Here is a 22839-nt window from a genome sequence, read left to right as displayed (position 1 = left end):
CAAGTCGCCTTGTCCTATGCGTGCCCACGCGCTAAACCCCCGCCAATACTGTTTCCCGGGGGCTTTCCGTGTCTGAATACGCAATCTATCCCAGTCTGAAGGGCATGCCTGTCATCATCTCGGGCGGCGCTTCGGGCATCGGCGAGGGCATGGTCCGCGCTTTCGCCGAGCAGGGCAGCAAAGTCGGTTTCGTCGATATCGCCGACGAGGCCGGCAACAAGCTCGAAGCCGAGCTCACTGCGGCTGGCGGCACGGTGAAGTTCACCCGCTGCGATATCACTGACATCTCCGCATACCAGGCGGCCATCAAGGGCTTTGAAGCGGCGCACGGCCCGACGCTGGCCCTCGTCAACAACGCCGCCAACGACACACGCCACACCATCGCCGAGATGACGCCCGAAGCGTGGGATCGCAACATGGCCGTCAACCTGAAGCATGCGTTCTTCGCCGTGCAGGCGGTGGCGCCGGGGATGGTCACCGCGGGCAGGGGCTCGATCATCAATTTCGGTTCGGTCAGCTGGATGACCAACACTGCCGAGTTAACCGTCTACACCTCGGCCAAGGCGGGCGCCCACGGCATGACCCGCTCGATGGCGCGCGAGTATGGCAAGTACGGGATCCGTGCCAACACGCTCGTTCCGGGGTGGATCATGACCGAGCGGCAACTCAAGCTCTGGGCCACGCCTGAGGCCTTCGCCATGCTGGAGCAGGTCCAGCCGGTAAAGGGCCGGCTCTATCCCGAGGACGTTGCCCGTATGGTGCTGTTCCTCGCGGCCGACGATTCGAAGATGATTTCCGGCCAGGATTTCCTCGTCGACGGCGGTTGGGCGCACAACTGATCCCTGGCAAACGACCGCTTCAACGCAGCGCATTCCTGCTCTAGTCTCGCCGCGGGCATCGGCGGCGAGGCGAACACCTTGCTGCCGCAATCGGTGGCGAGAACGTGCGCCACACCTACGGGGGACGTCAATGAATTCCAAGATCCTGATCGCCGGCCTCGCGGCCCTGTCGCTGAGCGCCTGCACTTCGGTCAATCCCTATACCGGCCAGAGCCAGCTCTCCAACACCACCGGCGGCGCGTTGCTCGGTGCAGGCGGTGGCGCCGTGGTCGGCGGCATCATCGGTGCGGCGACTGGCGCTGATCCGCGCGTCGCGGCGCTGATCGGTGCCGGTGTCGGCGGCCTCACCGGCGCGGCCATCGGCAGCTATATGGATCAGCAGGAAGCCGAGCTCCGCGCCCAGCTGCAGGGCACTGGTGTTTCGGTGACCCGCGTCGGCCAGCAGATCATCCTCAACATGCCGTCCAACATCACCTTCGCCACCGACTCGGCGACGGTGCAGCCCAGGTTCAGCGAGACCCTGATCTCGGTCGGCCTGGTGCTGAAGAAGTTCAACAAGACGGTCATCGACGTTTACGGCCACACCGACTCGCAAGGGTCGGACAGCTACAACCTCGAGCTGAGCCAGAAGCGCGCCACCTCCGTCGCCACCATCCTCGCCAGCCAGGGCGTCGACCAGCGCCGGTTCTACATCACCGGCAAGGGCGAGGAGGATCCGATCGCCTCCAATGGCACCGAGTCCGGCCGCGCCCAGAACCGCCGCGTCGAAATCCAGCTCTCGCCCATCCAGGGCTGAGTTCTGCACCACCAGGATCGAGGCCCGGGCATGTCCCGGGCCTTTTCTATTGCGCTGTGGTCGTGGCGGGCGTGGGTGCTGGTGATCGGGTGTTGCTGGCGAGCAGCTGGAAGCCGAGGAGGATCACCACCACGATTCCCACCGCGATCAGCCCGCGTTTCCACCAGTTGGTCGGCCCGGTGCCGCCGACCGCCTCCTCAACGTCGCGCGTTGCCGCCAGGGTGGAGTTCTCGGGCAGCGAGATCGGCTGGCCGTTCTCGTCCATCAGCTGATCCACTCGCGCCACCTTGGGCGTTCGTCTCACGTCGGCACTCATCGCATCTCCCTCCGATGGTGATCGAACAAGTGCATCCCTGCGGTTTTGGTTCCCTGAACGCGCGCCTCAGCGGGCGTTCAGCGGCCTCAGGCGAGCCTCGGCCGCATCAGAAACCAAGGAAACGACACATGTTCCGCATCACGACACTCACCCTCGTTCTCATTGCCGTCCTGGGCGCCACGCCGTCTTTCGCGGCCAAGCGCGGCGAGGGCATCCCGCGCAATTGCATCCTCGACCCCTTCACCAAGACCATGGTCTGCTTCAACTGGTGAGCGACAGCCTAGCTGTTGACGATGATCGGCGTGCCTACGGTGACGCGCGAATAGAGATCGATCACATCCTGATTGATCAGTCGTACGCAGCCCGACGACACGGCCTTGCCGATGCTCCAGTATTCGCGCGTGCCGTGGATGCGATAGATCGTATCCACGCCACCGCGATAGATGTACATCGCCCGAGCGCCCAGCGGGTTGTTGATGCCGCCCGGCATGCCGCCGGCGAACTCGCGCGTCTCGGGTTGGCGTTGCATCATCTCGGCCGGTGGATACCAGGTCGGCCACTGCGCCTTGCGGCCGATACTGCCACGCCCCGACCAGGTGAAGCCGTCGCGTCCGATGCCGACGCCGTAGCGAATGGCACGCCCGCCACCCTGCACGAGATAGAGGAAACGCCCGGAAGTATCGACCACGATGGTGCCCGGCTTCTCGCCGGTCGGATCGTCGACTTCGGTTCGAAGGAAACGCTGGTCGACCTTGTTGAGGTCGACGGCCGGCACCGGGAATTTCTCGTCCGGCATCGCACCGTAGATATCGAGATAGTAAGGCGAGATGATCGCCGGCAAGAGGTTGGGCACCGTCAACTGCCGATTGCCGATGGTCGTCGAGCAACCGCTCAGCGCCAATCCGGAAAAACTCGCCGCACCAAACAGGAAGGCCCGCCGCGATGGGCCGTTATTGCCGATCGTCTTCTGCACGGAACCTGCCCCCTGAAAAGGCTGCCCATCAGAGCGTATGACTACTGCTTCAGCTCGCACATCATTACGGCTGAGGCGAGCCGGCTGTCGATCAATTTATCGTTCGGCCCCAGGCCGCCCGTGCCAGGTCGCGCAACTGCAGCGACTCGGCCCAGCGATCGGTGAGGTCGCTGCCGTCGGCTCCGGCGATGGCATAGGGCTGCGGCCCGAGCTCGCAGAGGAAGCTGAGTTCGGCGTCCGGGCCGGCGCGGTTCTTCCAGTCGGCGAAACCGTTGCGCCACCAGGTGCCGAACTGCTCGAGCCACGGTGCATGTTGCGGGAACGACAGCGGCAGCTGCACCTGCTCGCTGCTGGCGACGCGACCATGATAGGCCCAGCAATGCTCGAGGATCGTGGTCATCTGCGCTTCGATTTCCCCAGAGACCGGCAGGGTGATCTCGCGACCGACCACATAATGGGAGAGGTCGCCGGTCAGTTTCAGCTCCGGCAGGGCGCCGATCAGGTCCAGCGTGAAATGCAGGTCGTTGGTCATCCGGTCGCGGTGCGTCTCGACATGAACCGGGAACGGGACCTGCTCGGAAAGCCTGAGCCAGCCCTCGGCCACCCGCACCGCCTCGGCCAGCGTGCGCGGCCGAAGATTGGGCTGGATGTTGATATGGTGCACGCCATACGCCGCGCCCCATTCGAGCATGGGCTTGAGGCTGTCGATATCGGTTGGAAAGCACAGTCCCTCGACCACCAGCCCGGCCGATTTCGCCAGCCTGCCGGCCCGCTGCGCCATCTCGGCATCGATCCACTGCGTGCCGAAGCCGTCGAAGCCGGCATTGGCGATGATCTCGAGATTGGCCTCGAGCGAGCGCTCGCGCGGCGCACCCTTGAGACCCTGCATGGTCCACAGCGACTGGAGGACAAGGAGTTTCTGCATCGTGGTGCTTCCGGAGCGCAATCAAACTGGGGTGGGGCAGGCGAGGCAGCTAGATCAGCACCACGCTTTCCTGCTCGTTGGGGTCGGTTCGCGCAATCAGCGCCCGCGCGATCTTGTCGGTCGGGTTGAACGGCTGATGCGGCACGCCAGCGGGGATGTAGACATAGTCGCCCTCGTTGACGACATCAGTGAACTCGAGGTTCGGCCCGTGGCGGAACGAGGTCGAGCCTTCGATCTGGAAGATCGCCGTCTCATGCGCCTCGTGATAATGCGGCTTGGCCTCGGCGCCGGGCGGGATCACCGCCATGTGCATGCAGATGCCCCTGGCGCCGGCCGACTGCGCCGAAACCCCGGCGAAATAGTCGAGCCCCTGCTTGCCGTGGAAGCCTTCGCCGCCCCGGATCACCTTGCACTCAGCCGCCATGACACCTGTCCTCCGCCACTGCGCCGCACCGTAGTGAACGGGCGTCACAGCAGCAAGACGGAGAAGGACTCCTTGCGCCGGTGCGTGGACACCCCCACCCAGCGACGCTAGTTCGCTTCGCTCACAAGCTTTGCTGCCCTCCCCACAAGGGGGAGGGAGGCGCTCACTGGGGATCCGGTTCTTTCGTCTCCCTCCCCCTTGTGGGGAGGGATCAAGGGTGGGGGTGGCCCCACGCTCCGACGTCGCCTATTTCGGTTCAGGCCCGTTCGGCCGCTGCGTCAGCACCACCTCCAGCTCCAGCAGCCGCCCCTGCCGCAATAGCTGCAGCCGCACCCGCCGTCCGATGGCGTCGGCGGTCAGCATCCTGAGCAGCGGGCCCGGGCCTTCGACCGGGCGGCCATCGAGGCTCAGGAGCACATCGCCCTCGCGCACCCCGGCCCGCGCCGCCGGGCCATCGGCGACGATCGAGTGCAGCACCGCGGCGGTTTGCGTCCCGACATGGGCGGCATCCGCAACCCGCCGCGGCAGGTTCACCGTGTCGGCGGCGACGCCCAGATAGGCGCGCCGTACCCCACCATGCTGCAGCACCTCGCCCAGCACCAGCTTCACCGTGTTGCTGGCCACGGCAAAGCAGATGCCCTGTGCCCCCGCGATCATCGCCGTGCTGATGCCGACGACTTCGCCCAGGCTCGAGACCAGTGCGCCGCCGGAGTTGCCGGGGTTGAGCGCCGCGTCGGTCTGGATCACATCCTCGATCGGCCGCCCCGACGGCGAGCGGAGGCTCCGCCCCAGCGCCGAGATCACCCCGGCCGTGACCGTCGACTCGAACCCCAGCGGGTTGCCGATGGCGATGGCGATATGCCCGCGTCTCAGCTCGCTGCTGTCGCCCAGCGATGCGATCGGCAGCGCACTGCCATCGACCTTGAGGATCGCCAGGTCGGTGTCTGGGTCGGCGCCGAGCACGCGGCCCCCCAGTCGGTGCCCGTCGGGCAGGGCCAGATGCACATCCCGGTGGTTCCCCACCACATGCGAGTTGGTGACCACCAACCCATCCTGCGACAGCACCACGCCCGAGCCGTGGCCCTTGCCGTCAGTGGTCACCATGCCGACCGCCGGACCGACGGCTTCGGCGACGTCGGAGACGGTGAGCGAATAGACATCGAGCAGGCGTTGATCGCTGGTGAAGGGCAGGGGCTGAGCCATGGAATGCTCCGGCAGTTTCGTGAGCCCTCAATGTGGGTTTTGCGGCGCTCGCCCGCGATCCTGCCCATATGGGGAGCTTTCGAGCGGCCCGCCCGGAGCGCAAGTTTTTGGTCAACAAACCCAACCAGGCCATTCGACATGTCCTTCCCCGAACTCCAGGCGCTGTCCGCCTCTCTCGCGGCGCTCACTGCCAGGGTCGCGCCCCGCATAATCGCCATCCAGGGCCGCGACGGCCGCGAACTCTCGGGCTTCATCTGGCGCACCGGCCTCGCCATCACCGCCGACGAGGCCCTGGAGGGCGACGACGAAGTCGCGATCCTGGGCGCCGACGGCAAGCCTGCCACCGCCCAGATCATCGGCCGCGACCCCAGTACCGATGTCGTGCTGCTCAAGCTCGAAACCCCCGAGGTCGCAGAGTGGTCCCACGCCACGCTGCCGCAGCCCGGTTCGCTGGCGGTGCTGGTCGGCCGCGGCGAGGAATCGGTGCTCTCGGGCTTCGCCTCGGTCACCGAGGTCGGCGCCGCCTGGCGCAGCATGCGCGGCGGTGAGATCGACGCACGGATCACCCTCGGCCTTCGCCTGTCGCCGCGCAGCGAAGGCGGCGCCGCGGTGGCGCCCGATGGCAGCCTGATCGGCATGGCCGTTACCGGCGCCCGCCGCCGCACCATCGCCATTCCGGCCTCGACCATTGCCCGCTCGGTGGCGACGCTCAGCGAGAAGGGCTATATCCCGCGCGGCTGGCTGGGCGTCAGCCTCCATCCGCTCGCCGAGTCCGGTGGAGCGATCGTCGTCGGACTCGAGCCGGCGAGCCCGGCGGCCAATGGGGGCTTCCTTGTTGGCGACATAATCACCACATGGGGTGGAGCAGCGGTGCATTCGGTCAGCGATGTCGCCGATCGCCTGAACGCCGGCACCGTCGGCAAGACTATCAGTTTGGGAGTGCAACGCGGTGGCAGTGCATTGGAACTCGAGATCACTATCGGCGAACGCCCGCGGAGCTGAGGCTCCGGTTCCCCAGTCCGTCCTCGGCGGGCTGGTTCTCGGCGTCGCCTTCGATCTCACCGACCCGGCCCTCGAACAGGTGCTGCGCACCCTGATCGCCGGCCGTCACGATCTCTACGAGGCCGACGCCGAAGAGGCGGCGGTCACCATTACCGATCGCCCGGCGGCGCTGGGCGGCGTCACCGGCGCGCACCGCGTGCTGCGCGTCGGCGCCGACGAGGCGCGTCGCAACGCCATCGACAGCCTCGATCCCGGCCTGATCCTCGCCGCGGCCATGCTGATCGGCGCCGGCTACGCGCTGGAACGAGAGACGGTGGAGCGCGCCGCCAACGAGCGGCTGCCCGCCTCGCTGCTGCCGCGCCTCAGCCAGCGCGAACGCCAGGTGGCGGAGCTGTTGGTCGATGGCGCCTCCAACAAGGTGATTGCCAGGGCCCTGGATATCTCGGTGCACACGGCGAAATTCCACGTCACCGCCATCCTCGAAAAGCTCGGCGCCCGCAACCGCGCCGATGCGGTGTCGATCATACTGCGCGAGGGCTTGGTGGCGATCTGATTGGCATCAGTTAGCAGTCTGTGCCCCTCGCCCCTGAGGGGAGAGGGTAGTGGAGCTAGGGCCGTGAGGCCTGTAGCGGAACTGGGTGAGGGGTTCAGCTCCTCAGTATGCTGGCTTGTCCAGCAAGTGGCACCACTTCACCGCTCAACCGGCGCTGCGCGCCACCTTCTCCCCTGAGGGCGAAGGGACCGTGCCCGCCTCGGCAAGACCGGTCTAATGCACCCCCGGGTCCTTGCCCGGTGTCATCAGCGTCGAAAAAATCCGCGCGATCAGGTTCTGCTCGGCCGGTTTGTCGCCGTGTTCGCGGTTCAGATCCACCAGCAGCGCCGACGTCGCATCGAGCCGCTGGCTCTGCAGCTGCGCGATCCTGAGCGCCAGTTCCGGGTGTTTCTCGAGGATGCGCATCGCGTCCTTCACCACCCGCACCTTGCTGTCGCGCTCGGCCCGGACGGTGGCACTGTGCGGCCGCCCGAGCAGCACCGACATCTCGCCGATCATCTGGTCGGCATGTTCGATCGTCGCGATCGCCACCCCGTTGCGCTCGACCACGAACTTGCCGCTCTCCAAGACGTAGAGATCGCGCCCGGGCGTACCCTGGGTGACCAGCTCCTCGCCCTTGGCGACATCGAGCGTCGGCGATGAATAGGTAAGCGTCAGCAGGCTGGCCACGGTCATTCCCCCGATGTTTGGGCGACCAAGAGCCTAATCCGTTGCGGATGCGCCATGAAGGGCCATTCTACACCATGCGCAGCAGCACCTCGGCGACCAGGTGGTCGCTGCCCTTCTTGAGGATCAGGTCGGCCCGCGTGCGGGACGGGGCGATATTGTCGACGAGATTGGGCAGGTTGATCGAGCGCCAGTTGTCGAGGCCGAACGTGCCGGCTTCGTCTTTGCTCATGTCGGCATAGCGCTTGAAGAACGAGTCCGGGTTGCGGAAGGCGGTCTCCCTGAGCCGGAAGAAGCGCTCGAGATACCAGGCCTCGAGATCCCCGGGATCGGCGTCGATATAGATCGAGAAATCGATGAAGTCGGAAGCGTAGAGGATCGGCGCGCAGGCTTTGCTCGGCGCCCCCGGCTGCAGGATGTTCAGCCCTTCGACGATGAGGATGTCGGGCTGGTCGACGATCAGGTGCTCGCCCGGCACGACGTCATAGACGAGGTGCGAATAGATCGGCACCTCGAGCGCCGGCGTTCCCGATTTCACCGCCGAGAGAAAGGCCACCAGCCGCGCCCGGTCAAAGCTTTCCGGAAAGCCCTTGCGCCGCATCAGCCCGCGCTCGATCAGCACTGCATTGGGGTGGAGGAACCCGTCGGTGGTGACGAGATCGACCTTCGGGCTCGTGGGCCAGCGTTGCAGCAGCGCGCGGAGGATGCGTGCGGTGGTGGATTTCCCCACCGCCACCGAGCCGGCCACCCCGATGATGAAGGGCACCTTGGGCGCCCCGGTATTGAGGAAGCGCTGCGACACCCGGTGCAGCCCCTGGATCGCCTCGACATAGAGCGAGAGCAGGCGCGCCAGCGGCAGGTAGACCTGTTCGGCCTCCGTCAGCGAGATCGGGTCGGACAGCGCCCGCAATCGCAGCACGTCGTCGGCCGTGAGCGTCATCGGTTCGTCGGCGCGCAGCGCCACCCATTCCGCCTTGCTGAAGTGGTGGTAAGGCGAGAATTCAGCCGACTGCGTCATCGGCGCGTCGGCCCGCCGGTGAGCCGCGCCGCGATCACCTGCGCCAGCCGCTCCGCCACTTCGAGCTTATCCAGCTCCGGCCATGCTTCGGGGCCATCGGCGCTGAGCAGCGTCACCTTGTTGCGGTCGCCGCCCATTGCGCCGCCTGCGGCCGAGACGTCGTTGGCGACGATCAGGTCGGCGCCCTTGCGCCTGAGCTTGGCCTCGCCGTTCGCCACCACATCGCGTGTTTCGGCGGCGAAACCGACGACGATCCCAGGGCGCTGGGCATGGTGTCCGATCGTTGCGAGGATGTCGGGGTTCTCGACCATGCTGAGGCTCGGCACGGTGCCGCTCCCCGGCTGCTTCTTGATCTTGTCGGCGGCAACGCTGTCGACCCGCCAGTCCGCCACCGCGGCGACGAACACCGCGCCGTCGGCGGGCAGGGCGTTCTCCACGGCGGCCAGCATTTCGCGCGCCGTCTCGACATGCGTGGTCGTAACGCCGGCCGGGTCGGCGATCGACACCGGGCCAGTGATCAGCTGTACCTCAGCCCCGAGCTTCGCCAGCGCCGCGGCGATGGCGTGCCCCTGTTTGCCCGAGGACCGGTTGGCGATGTAGCGCACCGGATCGATCGGCTCATGCGTCGGCCCCGACGTAACGATGAAGCGCCGCCCACGGAGCGGTCCGGCCTCACCGAGCTGGTCGATGATCGCGGCGAGGATCTCCGCCGGCTCGGCCATGCGCCCTTCGCCAGCCTCGCCGGCTTCCGCCATGGCTCCCGATTTCGGCCCGACGAACTCAACGCCGTCCGCGAGCAAGGTCGCATGGTTCCGCCGCGTCGGTGCCGCCGCCCACATCCGCGGGTTCATCGCCGGCGCCATCAGCACCGGTTTGTCCGACGCCAGCAGCACCGCGCTCGCGAGGTCGTTCGCCGCGCCGGTCGCAGCCTTGGCCATCAGGTCCGCCGTCACCGGCGCCACGACGATCAGGTCGGCCTCGCGCGACAGCCGGATATGGCCGACATCGTGCTCGTCACTACGGTCGAACAGGTTGGTGAACACCCGGTCGGCACTGAGCGTCGCGACCGACAGCGGTGTCACGAACTCGGCCGCTGCCGCCGTCATCACGCAGCGCACTTTGGCGCCTTCATCCCGCAGCCGCCGGATCAGTTCCAGCACCTTATAGGCGGCAATGCCGCCGCCGATGATCAGCAGCACGCGCCGATTCTGCAGTTTCATGCTCAAGCCACCGCAGCCTGTTTGAGACAGCTAGCCGTCTACACGATCCAGCCGTGGACTCATACCCACCAATGGGTTGGGCCATGGCCGGGCCGAGGGCGCGTCATCGATGTGCACAAATGTCCTCACGACAGGATTGAACGCGCGCCGTCGCAGATCGCGCTAATAGGCAGGCAATGTCGGTGGGACCGAACCCTCCGTGTCCTAGCTAGGGGAGCCATGTGCACATGGATCGTGCAGCCTATTTCCGTTACGCCGGCGAAGACGCCCGCAACGTCGTGTTCCCGCTGGGCGGCATTGGAGCCGGGTCGATCGGCATCGGCGGCGACGGGCGCCTGCGCGACTGGGAGATCTACAACCGGCCGAGCAAGGGCAGCGTCAACGGCTTCTCGCACTTCGCCGTCAAGGCCGAACGCGACGGCAAGGTGCTCGACACCCGCGTGCTGCATGGCCCGTTCCAGGGCTCGCTCACCGGCGATTACCTCGGCAAGCATTTCAACTCGTTCGGCTTCGGCGTCCGCCGCGAGCACATGGCGGGGTTCCCGAGCTTCGAACAGGCCACGCTCTCCGGCCCCTATCCGGTGGCGACCCTCGATTTCGCCGACAAGCGCTTCCCCGGCACGGTAAAGCTCGAGGCGTTCAGCCCCTATCTGCCGATGGAAAGCCGGCTCTCCTCGCTTCCCGTGGCGATGTTCGAGTTCACCCTGAGCAACACCACGGCGGAGGCGATCGACTATACGCTGTTCGGCTGCCTCGGCTTCGAGTTCAAGGACCAGGCGAGCGTCACCGCCAGCGCGCCCGATGGACGCACCGCGCTGACCGGCCGCTCGGCTTCCGACCGCAAGTCGATCCACTACAGCGAGCTCAGCATCTCCACCGACAGCGCCGACACCAGCTATCAGCGCCATTTCTTCCGCGGCAGCTGGTTCGACGCACTCGAAGTCTACTGGCAGGATATCAACCGGCCCGGCAGGCTGAAGGATCGCTTCTACGACGATACGCCGACCCATCGCATGTCGGGCAGCCGGGCGGTGGCCGAGCATTCGACGCTCGCCTCGCACGTCACCATCCCCGCCGGCGAGAGCCGCACGCTGCGCGTCGCCATTGCCTGGTACGTGCCCAACGCCAGCAAATACTGGGTGTCGCAGAACGCCCTGATCGGCGAGCCCAAGGATATTCCCAGCGTCTGGCGCAACTATTACGCCACGCAGTGGGAGAGTGCTGACGCCGTCGCCGCCGAGGCGTTTGCCGGTTGGGATCGGCTCGCCGGCCAGACCAAGCGCCTGCAGGCCGAATTGCTCGCCTCGACGCTGCCCGATCCGGTGCTCGATGCGGTGTCGGCCAACCTCTCGATCGTCAAGACCGCCACCGTGCTGCGGCTCGAGGATGGCACTTTCTACGGCTGGGAGGGCTGCCACCCCGATGCCGGCTCCTGCGAGGGCAGTTGCACCCACGTCTGGAACTACCAGCAGGTGCTGCCCTTCCTGTTCCCCGACCTCGAGCGCTCGATGCGCGAGGCCGATTTCTTCAACAACCAGGTCCCGTCGGGCGGCATGGCGTTCCGCCTGGCCTTGCCGCTCGGCATCGGCACCTCGAACGATCGGCCTTGCGTCGACGGCCAGTTCGGCAATGTGCTGAAGGCCTACCGCGACTGGAAGCTCACCGGCGACCTCGCCTGGTTGCGCTCGATCTGGCCCGAGGTGAAGGCAGCGATCGGCTACGCCTGGCACCCCGACAATTACGACAAGTGGGACCCGGAGAAATCCGGCGTGCTCACCGGCCGCCAGCACCACACGCTTGATATGGAGCTGTTCGGACCGAGCTCCTGGCTCAATGGCTTCTACCTCGGCGCGCTGCTCGCTGGCTCGAAGATGGCGGAAGCGGTCGGCGAGGCCGACACGGCGGCCGAGTTCTCCGAGATCTATGCCCGCGGCCGGAAGTGGACGCACGACAACCTGTTCAACGGCAGTTACTTCATCCAGCAGGTCGATCTCGAGGACAAGCAGCAGCTGGCGCGGTTCGAGTCCAAGCTCGGGCAATCGAACTATGTGCGCGGCTCGATCTACGACCTCTACTGGTCCGACGAGCATGGCCAGGTGAAGTACCAGGTCGGCGAAGGCTGCGAGATCGACCAGGTGCTGGCCCAGTGGCATGCCGGGCTCTACGGATTGGGCGAGGTGTTCGAGCCCGAGCAGTTTGCCTCGGCGGTGCGCGCCGTCTACCAGCACAACTTCAAGCGTCGGCTCGGCGACGAAGCCAACCCGTGCCGCGTCTTCGGACTCGAGAACGAGGCCGGCACCCTGATGTGCGCCTGGCCGGAGGGTGCGGTGCGCCCCGCCATCCCGGTGCCCTACAGCCAGGAATCGATGCACGGCTTCGAGTATGCCTTCGGCTGCCAGCTGATGATGATCGGCGAGCTGGACAAGGCCATCGAAGTGTTCGCCGCGGTGCGCGACCGCTATCGCGGCCACAACCGCAACCCGTTCAACGAGATCGAGTGCGGCTCCAACTATGCCCGCTCGATGGCGAGCTACGCCGCGGTGCTGGTGCTCTCCGGCTTCGGCTTCGACCTCAGCGAGGGTCGCATCGCTTTTGCTCCCAATCTGATGAGCGAAGGGCGCTTCCGCTCGCTGTGGTCGACCGGCACGGCCTGGGGCAGCGTTGCCATCGACGATGGCGAGGCGCGCCTCACCGTCCTCGGCGGCACGCTCGAAATCGCCGAAATCTCCATCTGCGGCCACGCCTTCAAGGCCGAAGCCACCGATCACTTCGGCGGCAAACCCGAGCGACGCGACAGCCGCTCGATCTTCAACCCCGGCATGGGCTTGATGCTCCGCCATGCGGGGATCGTGATCAGCAACCAACCGGACATCGCCCAATAAAAGCTTAGCGCCAACAGGGAGGACCCTATGCGCACCCGATTGACCCTCAGCGTCATGGCGCTCGCCATGGCCGCATCGCCCGTGCTCGCCCAGCCGGCGGCCGATATCACCGCCAAGCTGACGATCTTCCAGCCGGTCAACCAGCAGATGATCGACTCGACCGACAAGGCGATCGCCCGTTTCAAGGCCAAATACCCCAACGTCACCATCGAGCCGCAATTCGTGCCGCAGCCATCCTGGGGCGAGTACAATACCTCGTTCATCAACCAGGTGGCGACCGGCGCGGCGCCCGACATCATGTTCTCGGCCATCGAGGGCTTTGCCGAGACCGCCAATCGCGGCCTGTTGCGCGACCTTGGGCCGCTCATCGATGCCGATCCGACCGCCAAGGCGGTGCTCGACGAGCTCGATCCGAACCTGCTCGACGGGATGCGCACCCGCTCCACCGGGCAGTTGAACTTCTTCCCCACCGAGTGGAACAACATCGTCGTCTATTACAACAAGGACATGTTCGATAAGGCCGGCGTCGCCTACCCGGCCGACGACTGGACCTGGGCCGATTTCCGCGAGACGGCGAAGAAGCTGACCATTGCCGATGCCAACGGCAATGTCACCCAGTACGGCTATTTCGTGCCGGGCTTCAATTTCGGCCTGACCCCGTGGTTCCTCACCAACGAGGCGAGCGTCCTCGATGCCGACTGGAAGCAGTCAGCGGTCGCGACCGACAATTTCCGCGAGTCGCTGCAGTTCCTCCACGACCTGATCAATGTCGACAAGTCCGCCCCCGCTTTCGAATCCGGTGTCGGCGACAGCAAGTTCGTCGCCGGGCAGGTGGCGATGTTCTCGGCCGGCCACTGGCCGATCCCCGAGATCCGCGCCAGCGGTTTGACCAATGTCGGCGTGCAGATCATGCCGGTGAACAAGGTGAAGACCACCGTGTTCGGCATTGGCGGTCTCGCCGTTACCAGCGCCTCTCAGAACCCCGAGCTCGCCTGGGAGTTCGTCAAGGAAATGACCGGCAAGGAGTTCCAGACCGAGCTCGCCGATTCCGAGCGCTCGATTCCGTCGTGGCGCAGCCTCGCCACCACCGACAAATACCTGTCGTTCCCCGACAACGCCGCGATCTTTTACGGCTCGGCCGCGACCGCCAAGCCCGTCGCCTCGCCGCCCAACTTCGCCCAGGTCGAAGAGATGACGATGCGCTACGTCGGCGCCTACCTCAACGGCAACGAAAGCCTCGACACCACTATCAGCGGCCTCGACAGCGAACTGTCCCGCGCCATGAAGCGCGCCTACAACTGACGCTTGACCCGGGGCGCCCGCTCGGGCGCCCCCTCTCGCCCCGGCGGAGGACACCATGGCAACCCTCAGGCAACGCGAAACGCTGGCAGCCTATGGCTTCCTCGCGCCCGCCTACTTCATCTACCTGCTGTTCCTGGCCATCCCGATGGTCGCCTCGCTCCTGCTCTCGGTGCTCGAAGTCGACCGGCTGACCCTCGCCACCCAGTTCGTCGGCTGGGCCAATTTCGACTGGGTGCTGACCGACCCGCGCTTCTGGAAGACGTTTGGCAACACCTTCTATTTCATCGCGCTCGCGGTCGTGGGCAATGTCGGGCTCGGTCTCGGGCTCGCCGTGCTGCTCGACCGCAACATCCCCGGCCCGCTGCTCTACCTGTTCCGGCTCGCGTACTTCCTGCCGGTGCTGGTGTCGCTGGCCTTCGTCTCCTTCATCTGGCGCTTCATGTTCTCGTTCGATCTGGGCGCCATCAACTACTACATCCGCATGCTCGGCCTGCCGCCGGTCGGCTGGCTCACCGACAAGAACGTCGCCATGTTCTCGATCGTCATCATCGACGTGTGGAAGAATGTTGGCTTCTTCGTCATCATCCTGCTCGCCGCGCTGCAGGGCGTGCCGCGCAACCTGATGGAAGCCGCCCGTATCGACGGCGCCTCGCCTTTCACCGCGCTCAGGCGCATCAAGCTCCCCTATATCGCTCCGGTCATCCTGTTCTGCGTCACCTACGCCACCATCGGCGGCCTCCAGGTCTTTGACTCGATCAAGATCATCACCGATGGCGGGCCGGGCGATTCCACCCGCTCGGTGGTGATGTACATGTTCTCCGAAGCCTTCAGTGCGGGCGAGCTGGGCACCGGCGCCGCATCCGCCCTGACCCTGCTCGTCGTCATCGCCATCGTCACCGCCATCCAGCTGACGCTCGGCCGTCGCTTCGCCGGGAGATAGCCATGAGCCTTGCCCAAGCCTCCGTAACCGCCCGCGTCCATTCGGCCACCAGGGTCATCGACTGGCGCAACCTGCCGGTGATGATCGTCCTCGGGATCGGCGCCATCTTCATGCTGCTGCCGTTCCTGTGGATGTTCGCCACCAGCATGCGCCCGGCCAGCGAGGCCTATCAGCTGCCGCCGAGCTTCCTGCCGAGCCGGCTCAACTTCGATGCTTATGCCGCAGTGCTCAATTCGCCGCTGCCGTTCCTGCGCATGTATCTCAACAGCTTCATCGTCGCGGCGGCCACCACCATCGGCGTGGTGGTGAGCAGCGCCATGGCGGCTTTCGCCTTCTCACGCCTGCGCTTTCCCGGCAGCTCACTGCTGTTCGGCCTGCTGCTGGTCGGGCTGATGGTGCCGCATGCCCTGGTGGTGATCCCGCTGTTTTACGGCATGGCGGCCGCCGGGCTGCTCGATAGCCTGTGGTCGCTGATCCTGCCGGGCCTCGCCTCGCCGCTCGCCATCTTCATGATGCGCCAGTTCATGGAAGGCCAGCCGCGCGAATACGAGGAGGCCGCCTTTATCGATGGCGCCAGCTACTGGACCATCTTCTGGCGCATCTCGCTGCCGCAGATGGGTCCGCCGATCGCGGCGCTCTCGATCATCGTCTTCACCTCGAGCTGGAACAACTTCCTCTTGCCGCTGATCTTTGTACGCAAGTTCGACGTGATGACGCTGCCGGTCGGCCTGCTCGGCCTGTCGGATTCCTTCGGCGCCCTGTCGCTGTCGGTTATCATGGCGGCAGTGACCATGTGCGTGCTGCCGTTGCTCGTGGTGTTTCTCGTCGCCCAGCGCTTCATCGTCGAGAGCATCGCCAGCACCGGCATCAAGCGCTAGCGCCTTCAAGGGGACCATCATGCTCGGATCGCAGATCCTCGATCTCAACACCTCGATCAGCGGCGCCGATATCGGCGTGCCCGAGATCAGGACCTTCGGCTTTGCCACCTTCCAGAAGGCGATGGCCACCACCGACGGCTGGACCGCGCATGGCGGCCCGGAGCTGGTCTTCGTCATCGAGGGCGAAGCCTGCTGGGAGCTGGAGGACGAGGCGCTGGTGCCGGTCTCGGGCGGCCAGTTCGCCCTGTTCCCGGCGGGCAAGAAGCACCGGATCGTCAACGGCCTCTATCCGCCCAGCCACTCGTTCTGGATCGTCATGGCCAATGCCACGAACGTTGCCGATCCGGCGCTGCTGACCCGCGACGGCTTTCGCGATTTCCAGAACTATCTCGGCCGGCGTGGCCTGACCCACGACATCGAGGCGCGCTGCATGGATGCCATCGGCGAATTGCACCGGCTGATGAGCGATCCGCGCATCTACACCGGCTCGAGCCTCTTGATCGCCGAGATGCGGGCAGCGCTCCACACCGTTCTGATCGAGGCCTGGAAGGCGCAGGACAAGAAGCTCGCCGACCGCGACAACAGCGCGCTGATCGACGATTTCCTCGAAGTGCTGCATTCCGATCCCGATGCCGAGCTCAATATCGGCGAGGTGGCGGTCCTGCTCGGCTACTCGCGCAGTTACCTCCACAACCGCTTCCGCAAGGAAGTCGGCATGTCGCCCAGCGACTATGCCCAGCGCCTGCGCATCAAGCGCTGCTGCACCAAGCTCGCCACCACCAGCGAGCCGGTGACCGACATCGCCGTCGAGTTCGGCTTCGGCAGCTCGCAGTACTTTTCGCGCGTGTTCAAGAAATACCTCGGCACCACCCCAACCGAATACCGCCAGCAAATGGCGATCAGGGAGCACTGACATGGCCACGCTCGCCCTCCGCGATGTGAAAAAATCCTTCGGCAAGCACGAGGTGATCCACGGCGTCAGCCTCGACGTAAAGGACGGCGAGTTCGTCGTCTTCGTCGGCCCTTCCGGCTGCGGCAAATCCACCATGCTCAGGATGATCGCCGGGCTCGAGACCATCACCGAGGGGCAGCTCTTGATCGATGGCGCGGTGATGAACGAGGAAACCCCGACCCGTCGCGGCATCGCCATGGTGTTCCAGAGCTACGCGCTCTACCCCAACATGACCGTCTACCAGAACATGGCCTTCGGCCTCGAACAGGCAAAGCTTCCCAAGGCACAGATTCGCCAGCAGGTGATGAAGGCGGCAGAGACGCTGAAGATCGAGCCGCTGCTGCAACGCCGGCCGGGCCAGCTCTCCGGTGGCCAGAGCCAGCGCGTCGCCATCGGCCGCTCGATCGTCCGCAATCCGCGCATCTTCCTGTTCGACGAGCCGCTCAGCAACCTCGATGCCGAGCTGCGTGTCCACATGCGGGTGGAGATCGCCAACCTGCACAAGCGCATGGGCCGCACCACCATCTACGTGACCCACGACCAGGTCGAGGCGATGACGCTCGCCGATACCATCGTGGTGTTCAACGAGGGCCGCATCGAGCAGGTCGGCACCCCCCTCGATCTCTACAACAAACCGGCCAACCGGTTCGTCGCCGGCTTCCTCGGCTCGCCCCGGATGAACTTCCTCTCCGGCCGGGTCGCCGAGGCGGCGTCCGGTCCCTGCGTCGAGGTTCCCGGCGGCGTGTTGCCCCTGCCGCAGCCAGCCCGGCCGGGCGAAGCGATCGAGGTCGGCATCCGGCCCGAGCATCTCGAAGTGGTGTCGCCCGAGGGCGCCGCGGCGCGGGCCCGCGTGCAGTTCACCGAGCAGCTGGGTGGCGAAACCTTTCTCTACTGCGATGTCGGCGAGACCGGCGAACCGGCGCGCATCGTCATCAAGCGGCAGGGCCAGCAGCGCTTCGGCGACAACGAGGTGATCGGGCTGGCGATCGGGGCGTCCGACGTCTATTGCTTCGACAGTAAAACCGGCGCTGCCATCGCCGCCTGAGAGACGTGACCAAAGCCATGACCCGCATCACCGGCCTTCGCACCTACGACCTCCGCTTCCCGACGTCCGCTTCGCTCGATGGCTCCGATGCGATGAACCCCGATCCGGATTACTCGGCCGCTTATGTGGTGCTGGAGACCGACGGGGCACTCGAAGGACACGGCCTGACCTTCACCATCGGTCGCGGCAACGAAGTGGTGGTGGCGGCGATCGAAGCGCTGCGCGATCGCGTCAGCGGGCTCGAACTCGATTGGATCGCCGAAAAACCCGGCCGCTTCTGGCGCCACGTCACCGGCGACAGCCAGCTGCGCTGGATCGGCCCCGACAAGGGCGCCATGCATCTCGCCACCGGCGCGGTGGTCAACGCCGTGTGGGATCTCCTCGCCAAACAGGCGAACAAGCCCGTCTGGCGCTTCGTCGCCGAGATGACGCCCGAGCAGCTCGTCTCGATCATCGACTTCCGTTACCTCACCGACGCCATCACCCCCGACGAGGCGCTGGAGATCTTCAGGAAGGCCGAAGCCGGCAAGGCCGAGCGCATCGCCGAACTCGAAGCCAACGGCTACCCCTGCTACACCACGTCGGCCGGCTGGCTCGGCTACTCCAACGAGAAGCTGACCCGCCTCGTCACCGAGGCCGTGGAAGCCGGCTTCTCGCACATCAAGATGAAGGTCGGTCGCGACCTCGCCGACGACATCCGCCGGCTCGAGATTGTCCGCTCGATCATGGGGCCGGACCGCTACCTGATGATCGACGCCAACCAGGTGTGGGAAGTGGCAGAGGCCATCGACTGGGTGAAGGAGCTCAGCCGCTTCAAGCCCTACTTCATCGAGGAGCCGACCAGCCCCGACGACGTCGAGGGGCACCGGAAGATCCGCGAAGCCATCGCCCCGGTAAAGGTCGCGACCGGCGAGATGTGCCAGAACCGCATCCTGTTCAAGCAGTTCATCACCCGTGGCGCCATCGACATCGTGCAGATCGATGCCTGCCGCATCGGCGGGCTGAACGAAGTGCTGTCGGTGCTGCTGATGGCGGCCAAATACGGCCTGCCGGTCTGGCCGCATGCCGGCGGCGTCGGCCTCTGCGAATATGTGCAGCACCTGTCGATGATCGACTATCTCGCCGTCTCCGGCACCAAGACCGGCCGGGTGATCGAGTATGTCGACCACCTGCATGAGCACTTCCTCGATCCCTGCATCATCGAGCAGGCCGCCTACATGCCGCCAAAGCGCGCCGGCTTCTCCATCGAGATGAAGCCTGCCTCGATCGAAGCGCACACCTTCGGCTGAGTCTTTTCGCGAACAGCCGTTTGCCCCCGATTTCTCCACCTACTCGACAGCCGGTGGGAGGGCTATCGCATATGGCGTGGGGGCACCTCACTCCGTCTACTGTCAATGCTCATATGCGATAGCCCCGGCCGGCGGGGGAGGGCAGGGCTCTCCCAAACTCCGACAAGCCTGTACCCATCACGCTGCAGGTTCGTTGCAGCGTTCCAGCGGCTTGGTATGGGGAGGAAAAGTGGTGCCGGGACCGGCACCTCATTAAGTCGCTATGCTTCTGATAAATCGACGGCTTTTGCATTCGTTTTGTCATAGCACCCCCAAATCTACCCCCGAACGAGGAATTTGAGTGCGCTGGCAGGCCGCTTTTTCGAGAACGAATGGCGCCGAGAAACTCACTGAGCCCAGCTGGCGGATAGCGCCTCGGCTTGACGCAGGACGGTTTGAACGGCCTCGTCCTGCAAATCAGGCGGGTAGCCGTGCTTCCGCAAAATTCGCTTCACAAGTACACGCATCCTAGCCCGCGCACTTTCGCGGTGCGACCAGTCCACCGAAACACTGCCCTTCAAACTGACAAGCAGCTCGTGCGCGATGACCTTGAGGGAGTCGTTGCCCATCAGTTTGACGGCGTTCTCGCTCTCGGCCAAAGCGTCATAGAAGGCGATCTCGTCTTGAGAGAGGCCCTCGTCTTCGCCGCGCTTGCGGGCGGCGCGGACTTCCTTCGCCAGATCGATCAGTTCCTGCAACACTTCAACGGTACTGATGGCGTTCGTGTGGTAGCGGGCGATGGCCGCTTCCAAGCGTTCGGAGAAGCGCTTGGTCTCCACAACGTTCGTCTTGCTGCGCGAGCGGATTTCGTCGTTCAGCAGCTTGCGCAGTGCCTCCAGCGCGAGGTTCTTTTTCTCGAGTTGCTGTACCTCAGCGAGGAACTCATCCGACAGGATCGAGATGTCTGGCGTCGTGATGCCAGCGGCTGCGAGAATATCAACGATCTCTGTTGAGACCACCGCCCGATCGAGGATTTGCTGAATCGCGAATTCACGATCTGCACCGCTCATGCCTGCCCGGTCGGCTGACTTCACCAGCGCTGCACGCACAGTCTGGAAGAAGCCGACTTCGTCGCGGATGTTGCGAGCCTCATCGCTGGCAGAAGCCAGGGCGAAGGCTTTGGAGAGTGCCAGGACGGCGTCCTGATAGCGGCGGTTTTCGCGGCGCTTCCCCTCCTCGCCTGTCTCCCTCGCCGCCGCTTCGTGCTGGCGACCCAGTATCCAGTCAAGGGCTTCGGCGAGAACGATGAGGCGCTGGTGCGGAGTGCCAGCCAGACCTCTCTCGTAGTCGAAGCCGTGATACATCGCCTTCACCACCTCGTGCTTCTCAAGGAGCACGGCGACGGCTTCTGCTTCGTCGATTCCGGCCTGGCGCTGGTCCGAACCGGAGTATTGGCCGAGGGCGTTCTTGAGGTTTTGAGCGATGCCGATGTAGTCGACGACGAGGCCGGCAGGCTTGTCGCGGAAGACTCGGTTGACGCGGGCGATGGCCTGCATCAGGCCGTGACCCTTCATCGGCTTGTCGACGTACATCGTGTGCATTGACGGTGCGTCGAAGCCGGTCAGCCACATGTCGCGCACAATGACCAGCTTCAGCGTGTCCTTTGGGTCTTTGGCACGCTTCGCCAGGAGATCGCGCCGAGCCTTCGTTCCGATGTGGGGTTGCCAGCCCTGCGGATCAGCGGCCGAACCGGTCATCACCACTTTGATGGTGCCCGCCGCATCATCATCGCTGTGCCAGTCAGGGCGAAGGGCGATGATCTGGTTATAGAGCGCCACGCAAATGCGGCGACTCATGCACACCACCATCGCCTTGCCGTCCATGGCCGCGACGCGATCCTCAAAGTGCCGCACCAGATCGGCCGCGACCATTGCGAGCCGCTTTTCGGAGCCGACCAGTGCCTCAACAGTCGCCCACTTGCGCTTGATGCGCTCCTGTTCGGTCGCGACCTCGTCCTCGGTGATTTCCTCGATCTCGGCGTCGATCTTCGGCTTCTCGTCCTCGGGAAGCTCGATCCGGGCAAGGCGACTTTCATAGTAGATCGGGACGGTAGCGCCGTCTTCGACCGCCCGGCTGATGTCGTATATGTCGATGTATTCGCCGAACACCGCAGGCGTGCTTGCGTCGTCCTTTTCGATCGGCGTTCCGGTGAACCCGATGAAAGAGGCGTTGGGAAGCGCGTCGCGCAAGTACTTCGCGAAGCCATAGGCGATCTCGCCGGTCTTCTGTTCGATCCGTGCGCGGAAGCCATATTGGCTGCGATGCGCTTCGTCCGCGATGACGACGATGTTCCGCCGATCAGACAGCATCGGATAGCTCGTCGCACCGGTGGCCGGCGAGAACTTCTGAATGGTCGTGAAGATCACGCCACCCGAGGCGCGGCTGAGTGCCGATTGCAGATCATCCCGGCTGTCCGCCTGGATAGGGGTTTGCCGGATCAGATCGCGGCACATTGAAAAGGTGCCGAAGAGCTGATCGTCCAGGTCGTTGCGATCCGTAATGACAACAATTGTCGGATTTTCCATCTCCGGGTGGCGCACCAGTTGCCCGGCATAGAAGGCCATCAGAAGGCTCTTGCCCGACCCTTGTGTGTGCCAGATCACCCCGATGCGCTTGTCCCCCTTGGGGTAGTCCTTGACGTCAGGCAATCCGAACGCGGCCGGCTCTTCATGGAAGCCGCCGGGCAGAGAGCCAGAACCCGCGCCTGTGTTCAGAGCCAGGGCGCGCAGCGTCGAGTCCACCGCCCGCTTAACGGCATGGAACTGGTGGTAGCCCGCGATGATCTTTGCGAGCCCCGCACCCGTCTCGCCGAACACCGTGAAATCTTGGAGCAGATCGAGCAGGCGTCGACGGTCGAAAACTCCTTCGATCAACACGCTAAGTTCTGGCTGGCCCTTCGCCGCAATGACTTTGCCGTCCGTGGTGCGCCAGGGCATGAAGCGCTCCAGGTCGGCAGTCAGCGAGCCCACCCGCGCGGTGATGCCGTCCGAAGTGACGAGAACCGCATTTGTTCGGAATAGAGCCGGGATTTGCGACTTGTAGGTCTGCAGCTGGTTGTGCGCGCCCGCGAGGGTGGCGTTCTCGCCGCCGGGTGCCTTCAGCTCGATCACGCCGAGCGGCAGGCCGTTGACGAAGGCGACTATATCCGGGCGGCGGTTAATGCTGCCCGCAATCACCGTGAACTGGCCCGTTGCCAGCCAGTCGTTCGCCGCGAGATCGTCGAAATCGATCAGGCGAACCTTGTCGCCACGGATCGTGCCGTCTTCGCCGTAAAACTCGACATCGACGCCTTCGACCATCAGTCTGTGGAGGCGACGGTTCTCTTCAACAAGCGATGGCCTATCGGTGGCCAGCACCTTGCGCAGCGCATCCCCGCGCGCCTCCGCCGGTATCGCTGGATTGAGCCTCTCGATGGCCGCAGTCAGGCGCTTGACGAGAACGACTTCGGCATAGGCCTCCCGCTCTGGCGCCTTGCCGTCCGGGCCGATGTCGCCGTCGGTGACAATCGTGTAGCCGAGGCCGGAGAGCTGATCGAGGACGACCTGTTCAATCGCAGCTTCTGAGAGATAGGCCATCA

Annotated in this window: 21 protein-coding genes; 12 read left to right on the top strand and 9 right to left on the bottom strand. The window is 65.1% G+C overall.

The window, feature by feature from the left end:
• The first annotated feature begins 68 nt into the window (after positions 1–68).
• Entirely contained in the window at positions 69–839 is a 771-nt protein-coding gene (locus tag VGV07_RS17575; protein ID WP_326870023.1) for an SDR family NAD(P)-dependent oxidoreductase, read from the top strand.
• Between the two features lie 130 nt (positions 840–969).
• The gene (locus VGV07_RS17570; protein ID WP_326870022.1) at positions 970–1635 is read left to right on the top strand and encodes an OmpA family protein; all 666 of its coding nucleotides are present in this window, start codon (positions 970–972) and stop codon (positions 1633–1635) included.
• A 46-nt stretch (positions 1636–1681) separates the two neighbouring features.
• Here VGV07_RS17570 and VGV07_RS17565 read toward each other — a convergent pair whose 3' ends face one another.
• Entirely contained in the window at positions 1682–1951 is a 270-nt protein-coding gene (locus VGV07_RS17565) for a hypothetical protein (protein ID WP_326870021.1), read from the bottom strand.
• Between the two features lie 128 nt (positions 1952–2079).
• Here VGV07_RS17565 and VGV07_RS17560 point away from each other — a divergent pair, with 128 nt between their 5' ends.
• Positions 2080–2223 (top strand): hypothetical protein, encoded by a 144-nt coding sequence (locus tag VGV07_RS17560; RefSeq protein WP_326870020.1) that lies wholly within the window; start codon positions 2080–2082, stop codon positions 2221–2223.
• Positions 2224–2231: 8 nt separating this feature from the next.
• Here VGV07_RS17560 and VGV07_RS17555 read toward each other — a convergent pair whose 3' ends face one another.
• The 4 genes from VGV07_RS17555 to VGV07_RS17540 form a co-directional block, all read right to left on the bottom strand.
• A complete protein-coding gene (locus VGV07_RS17555) occupies positions 2232–2924 on the bottom strand; it encodes a L,D-transpeptidase (RefSeq protein WP_326870019.1) in 693 nt (230 codons plus the stop codon).
• Positions 2925–3015: 91 nt separating this feature from the next.
• Positions 3016–3849 carry a sugar phosphate isomerase/epimerase gene (locus tag VGV07_RS17550; RefSeq protein ID WP_326870018.1) on the bottom strand — a complete coding sequence of 278 codons (834 nt, stop codon included), beginning with the start codon at positions 3847–3849 and terminating at the stop codon, positions 3016–3018.
• 49 nt (positions 3850–3898) lie between these two features.
• The gene (locus tag VGV07_RS17545) at positions 3899–4273 is read right to left on the bottom strand and encodes a cupin domain-containing protein (protein WP_326870017.1); all 375 of its coding nucleotides are present in this window, start codon (positions 4271–4273) and stop codon (positions 3899–3901) included.
• Between the two features lie 246 nt (positions 4274–4519).
• Entirely contained in the window at positions 4520–5476 is a 957-nt protein-coding gene (locus VGV07_RS17540) for a S1C family serine protease (RefSeq protein WP_326870016.1), read from the bottom strand.
• 138 nt (positions 5477–5614) lie between these two features.
• Here VGV07_RS17540 and VGV07_RS17535 point away from each other — a divergent pair, with 138 nt between their 5' ends.
• Both VGV07_RS17535 and VGV07_RS17530 read left to right on the top strand, forming a co-directional pair.
• On the top strand, positions 5615–6478 hold the full coding sequence (locus tag VGV07_RS17535) for a S1C family serine protease (protein WP_326870015.1): 864 nt from the start codon (positions 5615–5617) through the stop codon (positions 6476–6478).
• Positions 6426–7031 (top strand): helix-turn-helix transcriptional regulator, encoded by a 606-nt coding sequence (locus tag VGV07_RS17530; protein ID WP_326870014.1) that lies wholly within the window; start codon positions 6426–6428, stop codon positions 7029–7031. Before VGV07_RS17535 ends, VGV07_RS17530 begins: the two co-directional genes overlap by 53 nt.
• A 213-nt stretch (positions 7032–7244) precedes the next feature.
• Here VGV07_RS17530 and VGV07_RS17525 read toward each other — a convergent pair whose 3' ends face one another.
• From VGV07_RS17525 to coaBC, 3 genes are all read right to left on the bottom strand, one after another.
• Positions 7245–7700, bottom strand: coding sequence for a cyclic nucleotide-binding domain-containing protein (locus VGV07_RS17525; protein ID WP_326870013.1), 456 nt, complete (start codon positions 7698–7700; stop codon positions 7245–7247).
• A gap of 67 nt (positions 7701–7767) precedes the next feature.
• Entirely contained in the window at positions 7768–8715 is a 948-nt protein-coding gene (gene coaA, locus VGV07_RS17520) for a type I pantothenate kinase (RefSeq protein WP_326870012.1), read from the bottom strand.
• Entirely contained in the window at positions 8712–9935 is a 1224-nt protein-coding gene (gene coaBC, locus VGV07_RS17515) for a bifunctional phosphopantothenoylcysteine decarboxylase/phosphopantothenate--cysteine ligase CoaBC (RefSeq protein WP_326870011.1), read from the bottom strand. The genes coaA and coaBC overlap by 4 nt, the downstream gene beginning before the upstream one ends.
• A 227-nt stretch (positions 9936–10162) precedes the next feature.
• Between coaBC and VGV07_RS17510 the strand changes: the two genes are divergently transcribed.
• The 7 genes from VGV07_RS17510 to VGV07_RS17480 are packed head-to-tail and all read left to right on the top strand — an operon-like array spanning position 10163 to position 19223.
• Positions 10163–12817: a GH116 family glycosyl-hydrolase gene (locus VGV07_RS17510; protein WP_326870010.1), complete on the top strand. Its 2655-nt coding sequence runs from the start codon at positions 10163–10165 to the stop codon at positions 12815–12817.
• A gap of 27 nt (positions 12818–12844) precedes the next feature.
• Positions 12845–14119: a sugar ABC transporter substrate-binding protein gene (locus tag VGV07_RS17505; RefSeq protein WP_326870009.1), complete on the top strand. Its 1275-nt coding sequence runs from the start codon at positions 12845–12847 to the stop codon at positions 14117–14119.
• Between the two features lie 55 nt (positions 14120–14174).
• A complete protein-coding gene (locus tag VGV07_RS17500) occupies positions 14175–15059 on the top strand; it encodes a sugar ABC transporter permease (RefSeq protein WP_326870008.1) in 885 nt (294 codons plus the stop codon).
• A 2-nt stretch (positions 15060–15061) separates the two neighbouring features.
• Entirely contained in the window at positions 15062–15937 is an 876-nt protein-coding gene (locus tag VGV07_RS17495) for a carbohydrate ABC transporter permease (RefSeq protein WP_326870007.1), read from the top strand.
• A gap of 19 nt (positions 15938–15956) precedes the next feature.
• Positions 15957–16850, top strand: a complete 894-nt coding sequence (locus VGV07_RS17490; protein WP_326870006.1) for an AraC family transcriptional regulator — start codon at positions 15957–15959, stop codon at positions 16848–16850.
• A 1-nt stretch (position 16851) separates the two neighbouring features.
• Positions 16852–17934 carry a sn-glycerol-3-phosphate ABC transporter ATP-binding protein UgpC gene (locus VGV07_RS17485; RefSeq protein WP_326870005.1) on the top strand — a complete coding sequence of 361 codons (1083 nt, stop codon included), beginning with the start codon at positions 16852–16854 and terminating at the stop codon, positions 17932–17934.
• 17 nt (positions 17935–17951) lie between these two features.
• Complete coding sequence (locus VGV07_RS17480; RefSeq protein WP_326870004.1) at positions 17952–19223, top strand: L-fuconate dehydratase; 1272 nt, start codon at positions 17952–17954, stop codon at positions 19221–19223.
• A 386-nt stretch (positions 19224–19609) separates the two neighbouring features.
• Here VGV07_RS17480 and VGV07_RS17475 read toward each other — a convergent pair whose 3' ends face one another.
• The gene (locus VGV07_RS17475) at positions 19610–22837 is read right to left on the bottom strand and encodes a type I restriction endonuclease subunit R (protein ID WP_326870003.1); all 3228 of its coding nucleotides are present in this window, start codon (positions 22835–22837) and stop codon (positions 19610–19612) included.
• Positions 22838–22839 lie beyond the last annotated feature (2 nt).

Origin of the sequence: Devosia sp., assembly GCF_035944845.1 — a bacterium.
Classification (GTDB): Bacteria; Pseudomonadota; Alphaproteobacteria; order Rhizobiales; family Devosiaceae; genus Devosia_A.
This window is presented reverse-complemented; position numbering and strand designations above follow the sequence as displayed.

Bases quoted from the DNA above. Each gene is read 5' to 3' on its own strand.
- VGV07_RS17475 (WP_326870003.1), bottom strand. From the start codon at position 22,837: ATGGCCTATCTCTCAGAAGCTGCGATTGAACAGGTCGTCCTCGATCAG.
- VGV07_RS17565 (WP_326870021.1), bottom strand. From the start codon at position 1,951: ATGAGTGCCGACGTGAGACGAACGCCCAAGGTGGCGCGAGTGGATCAG.
- coaBC (WP_326870011.1), bottom strand. From the start codon at position 9,935: ATGAAACTGCAGAATCGGCGCGTGCTGCTGATCATCGGCGGCGGCATT.
- coaA (WP_326870012.1), bottom strand. From the start codon at position 8,715: ATGACGCAGTCGGCTGAATTCTCGCCTTACCACCACTTCAGCAAGGCG.
- VGV07_RS17505 (WP_326870009.1), top strand. From the start codon at position 12,845: ATGCGCACCCGATTGACCCTCAGCGTCATGGCGCTCGCCATGGCCGCA.
- VGV07_RS17560 (WP_326870020.1), top strand. From the start codon at position 2,080: ATGTTCCGCATCACGACACTCACCCTCGTTCTCATTGCCGTCCTGGGC.
- VGV07_RS17545 (WP_326870017.1), bottom strand. From the start codon at position 4,273: ATGGCGGCTGAGTGCAAGGTGATCCGGGGCGGCGAAGGCTTCCACGGC.
- VGV07_RS17480 (WP_326870004.1), top strand. From the start codon at position 17,952: ATGACCCGCATCACCGGCCTTCGCACCTACGACCTCCGCTTCCCGACG.
- VGV07_RS17535 (WP_326870015.1), top strand. From the start codon at position 5,615: ATGTCCTTCCCCGAACTCCAGGCGCTGTCCGCCTCTCTCGCGGCGCTC.
- VGV07_RS17485 (WP_326870005.1), top strand. From the start codon at position 16,852: ATGGCCACGCTCGCCCTCCGCGATGTGAAAAAATCCTTCGGCAAGCAC.
- VGV07_RS17490 (WP_326870006.1), top strand. From the start codon at position 15,957: ATGCTCGGATCGCAGATCCTCGATCTCAACACCTCGATCAGCGGCGCC.
- VGV07_RS17570 (WP_326870022.1), top strand. From the start codon at position 970: ATGAATTCCAAGATCCTGATCGCCGGCCTCGCGGCCCTGTCGCTGAGC.
- VGV07_RS17540 (WP_326870016.1), bottom strand. From the start codon at position 5,476: ATGGCTCAGCCCCTGCCCTTCACCAGCGATCAACGCCTGCTCGATGTC.
- VGV07_RS17510 (WP_326870010.1), top strand. From the start codon at position 10,163: ATGGATCGTGCAGCCTATTTCCGTTACGCCGGCGAAGACGCCCGCAAC.
- VGV07_RS17495 (WP_326870007.1), top strand. From the start codon at position 15,062: ATGAGCCTTGCCCAAGCCTCCGTAACCGCCCGCGTCCATTCGGCCACC.
- VGV07_RS17550 (WP_326870018.1), bottom strand. From the start codon at position 3,849: ATGCAGAAACTCCTTGTCCTCCAGTCGCTGTGGACCATGCAGGGTCTC.
- VGV07_RS17500 (WP_326870008.1), top strand. From the start codon at position 14,175: ATGGCAACCCTCAGGCAACGCGAAACGCTGGCAGCCTATGGCTTCCTC.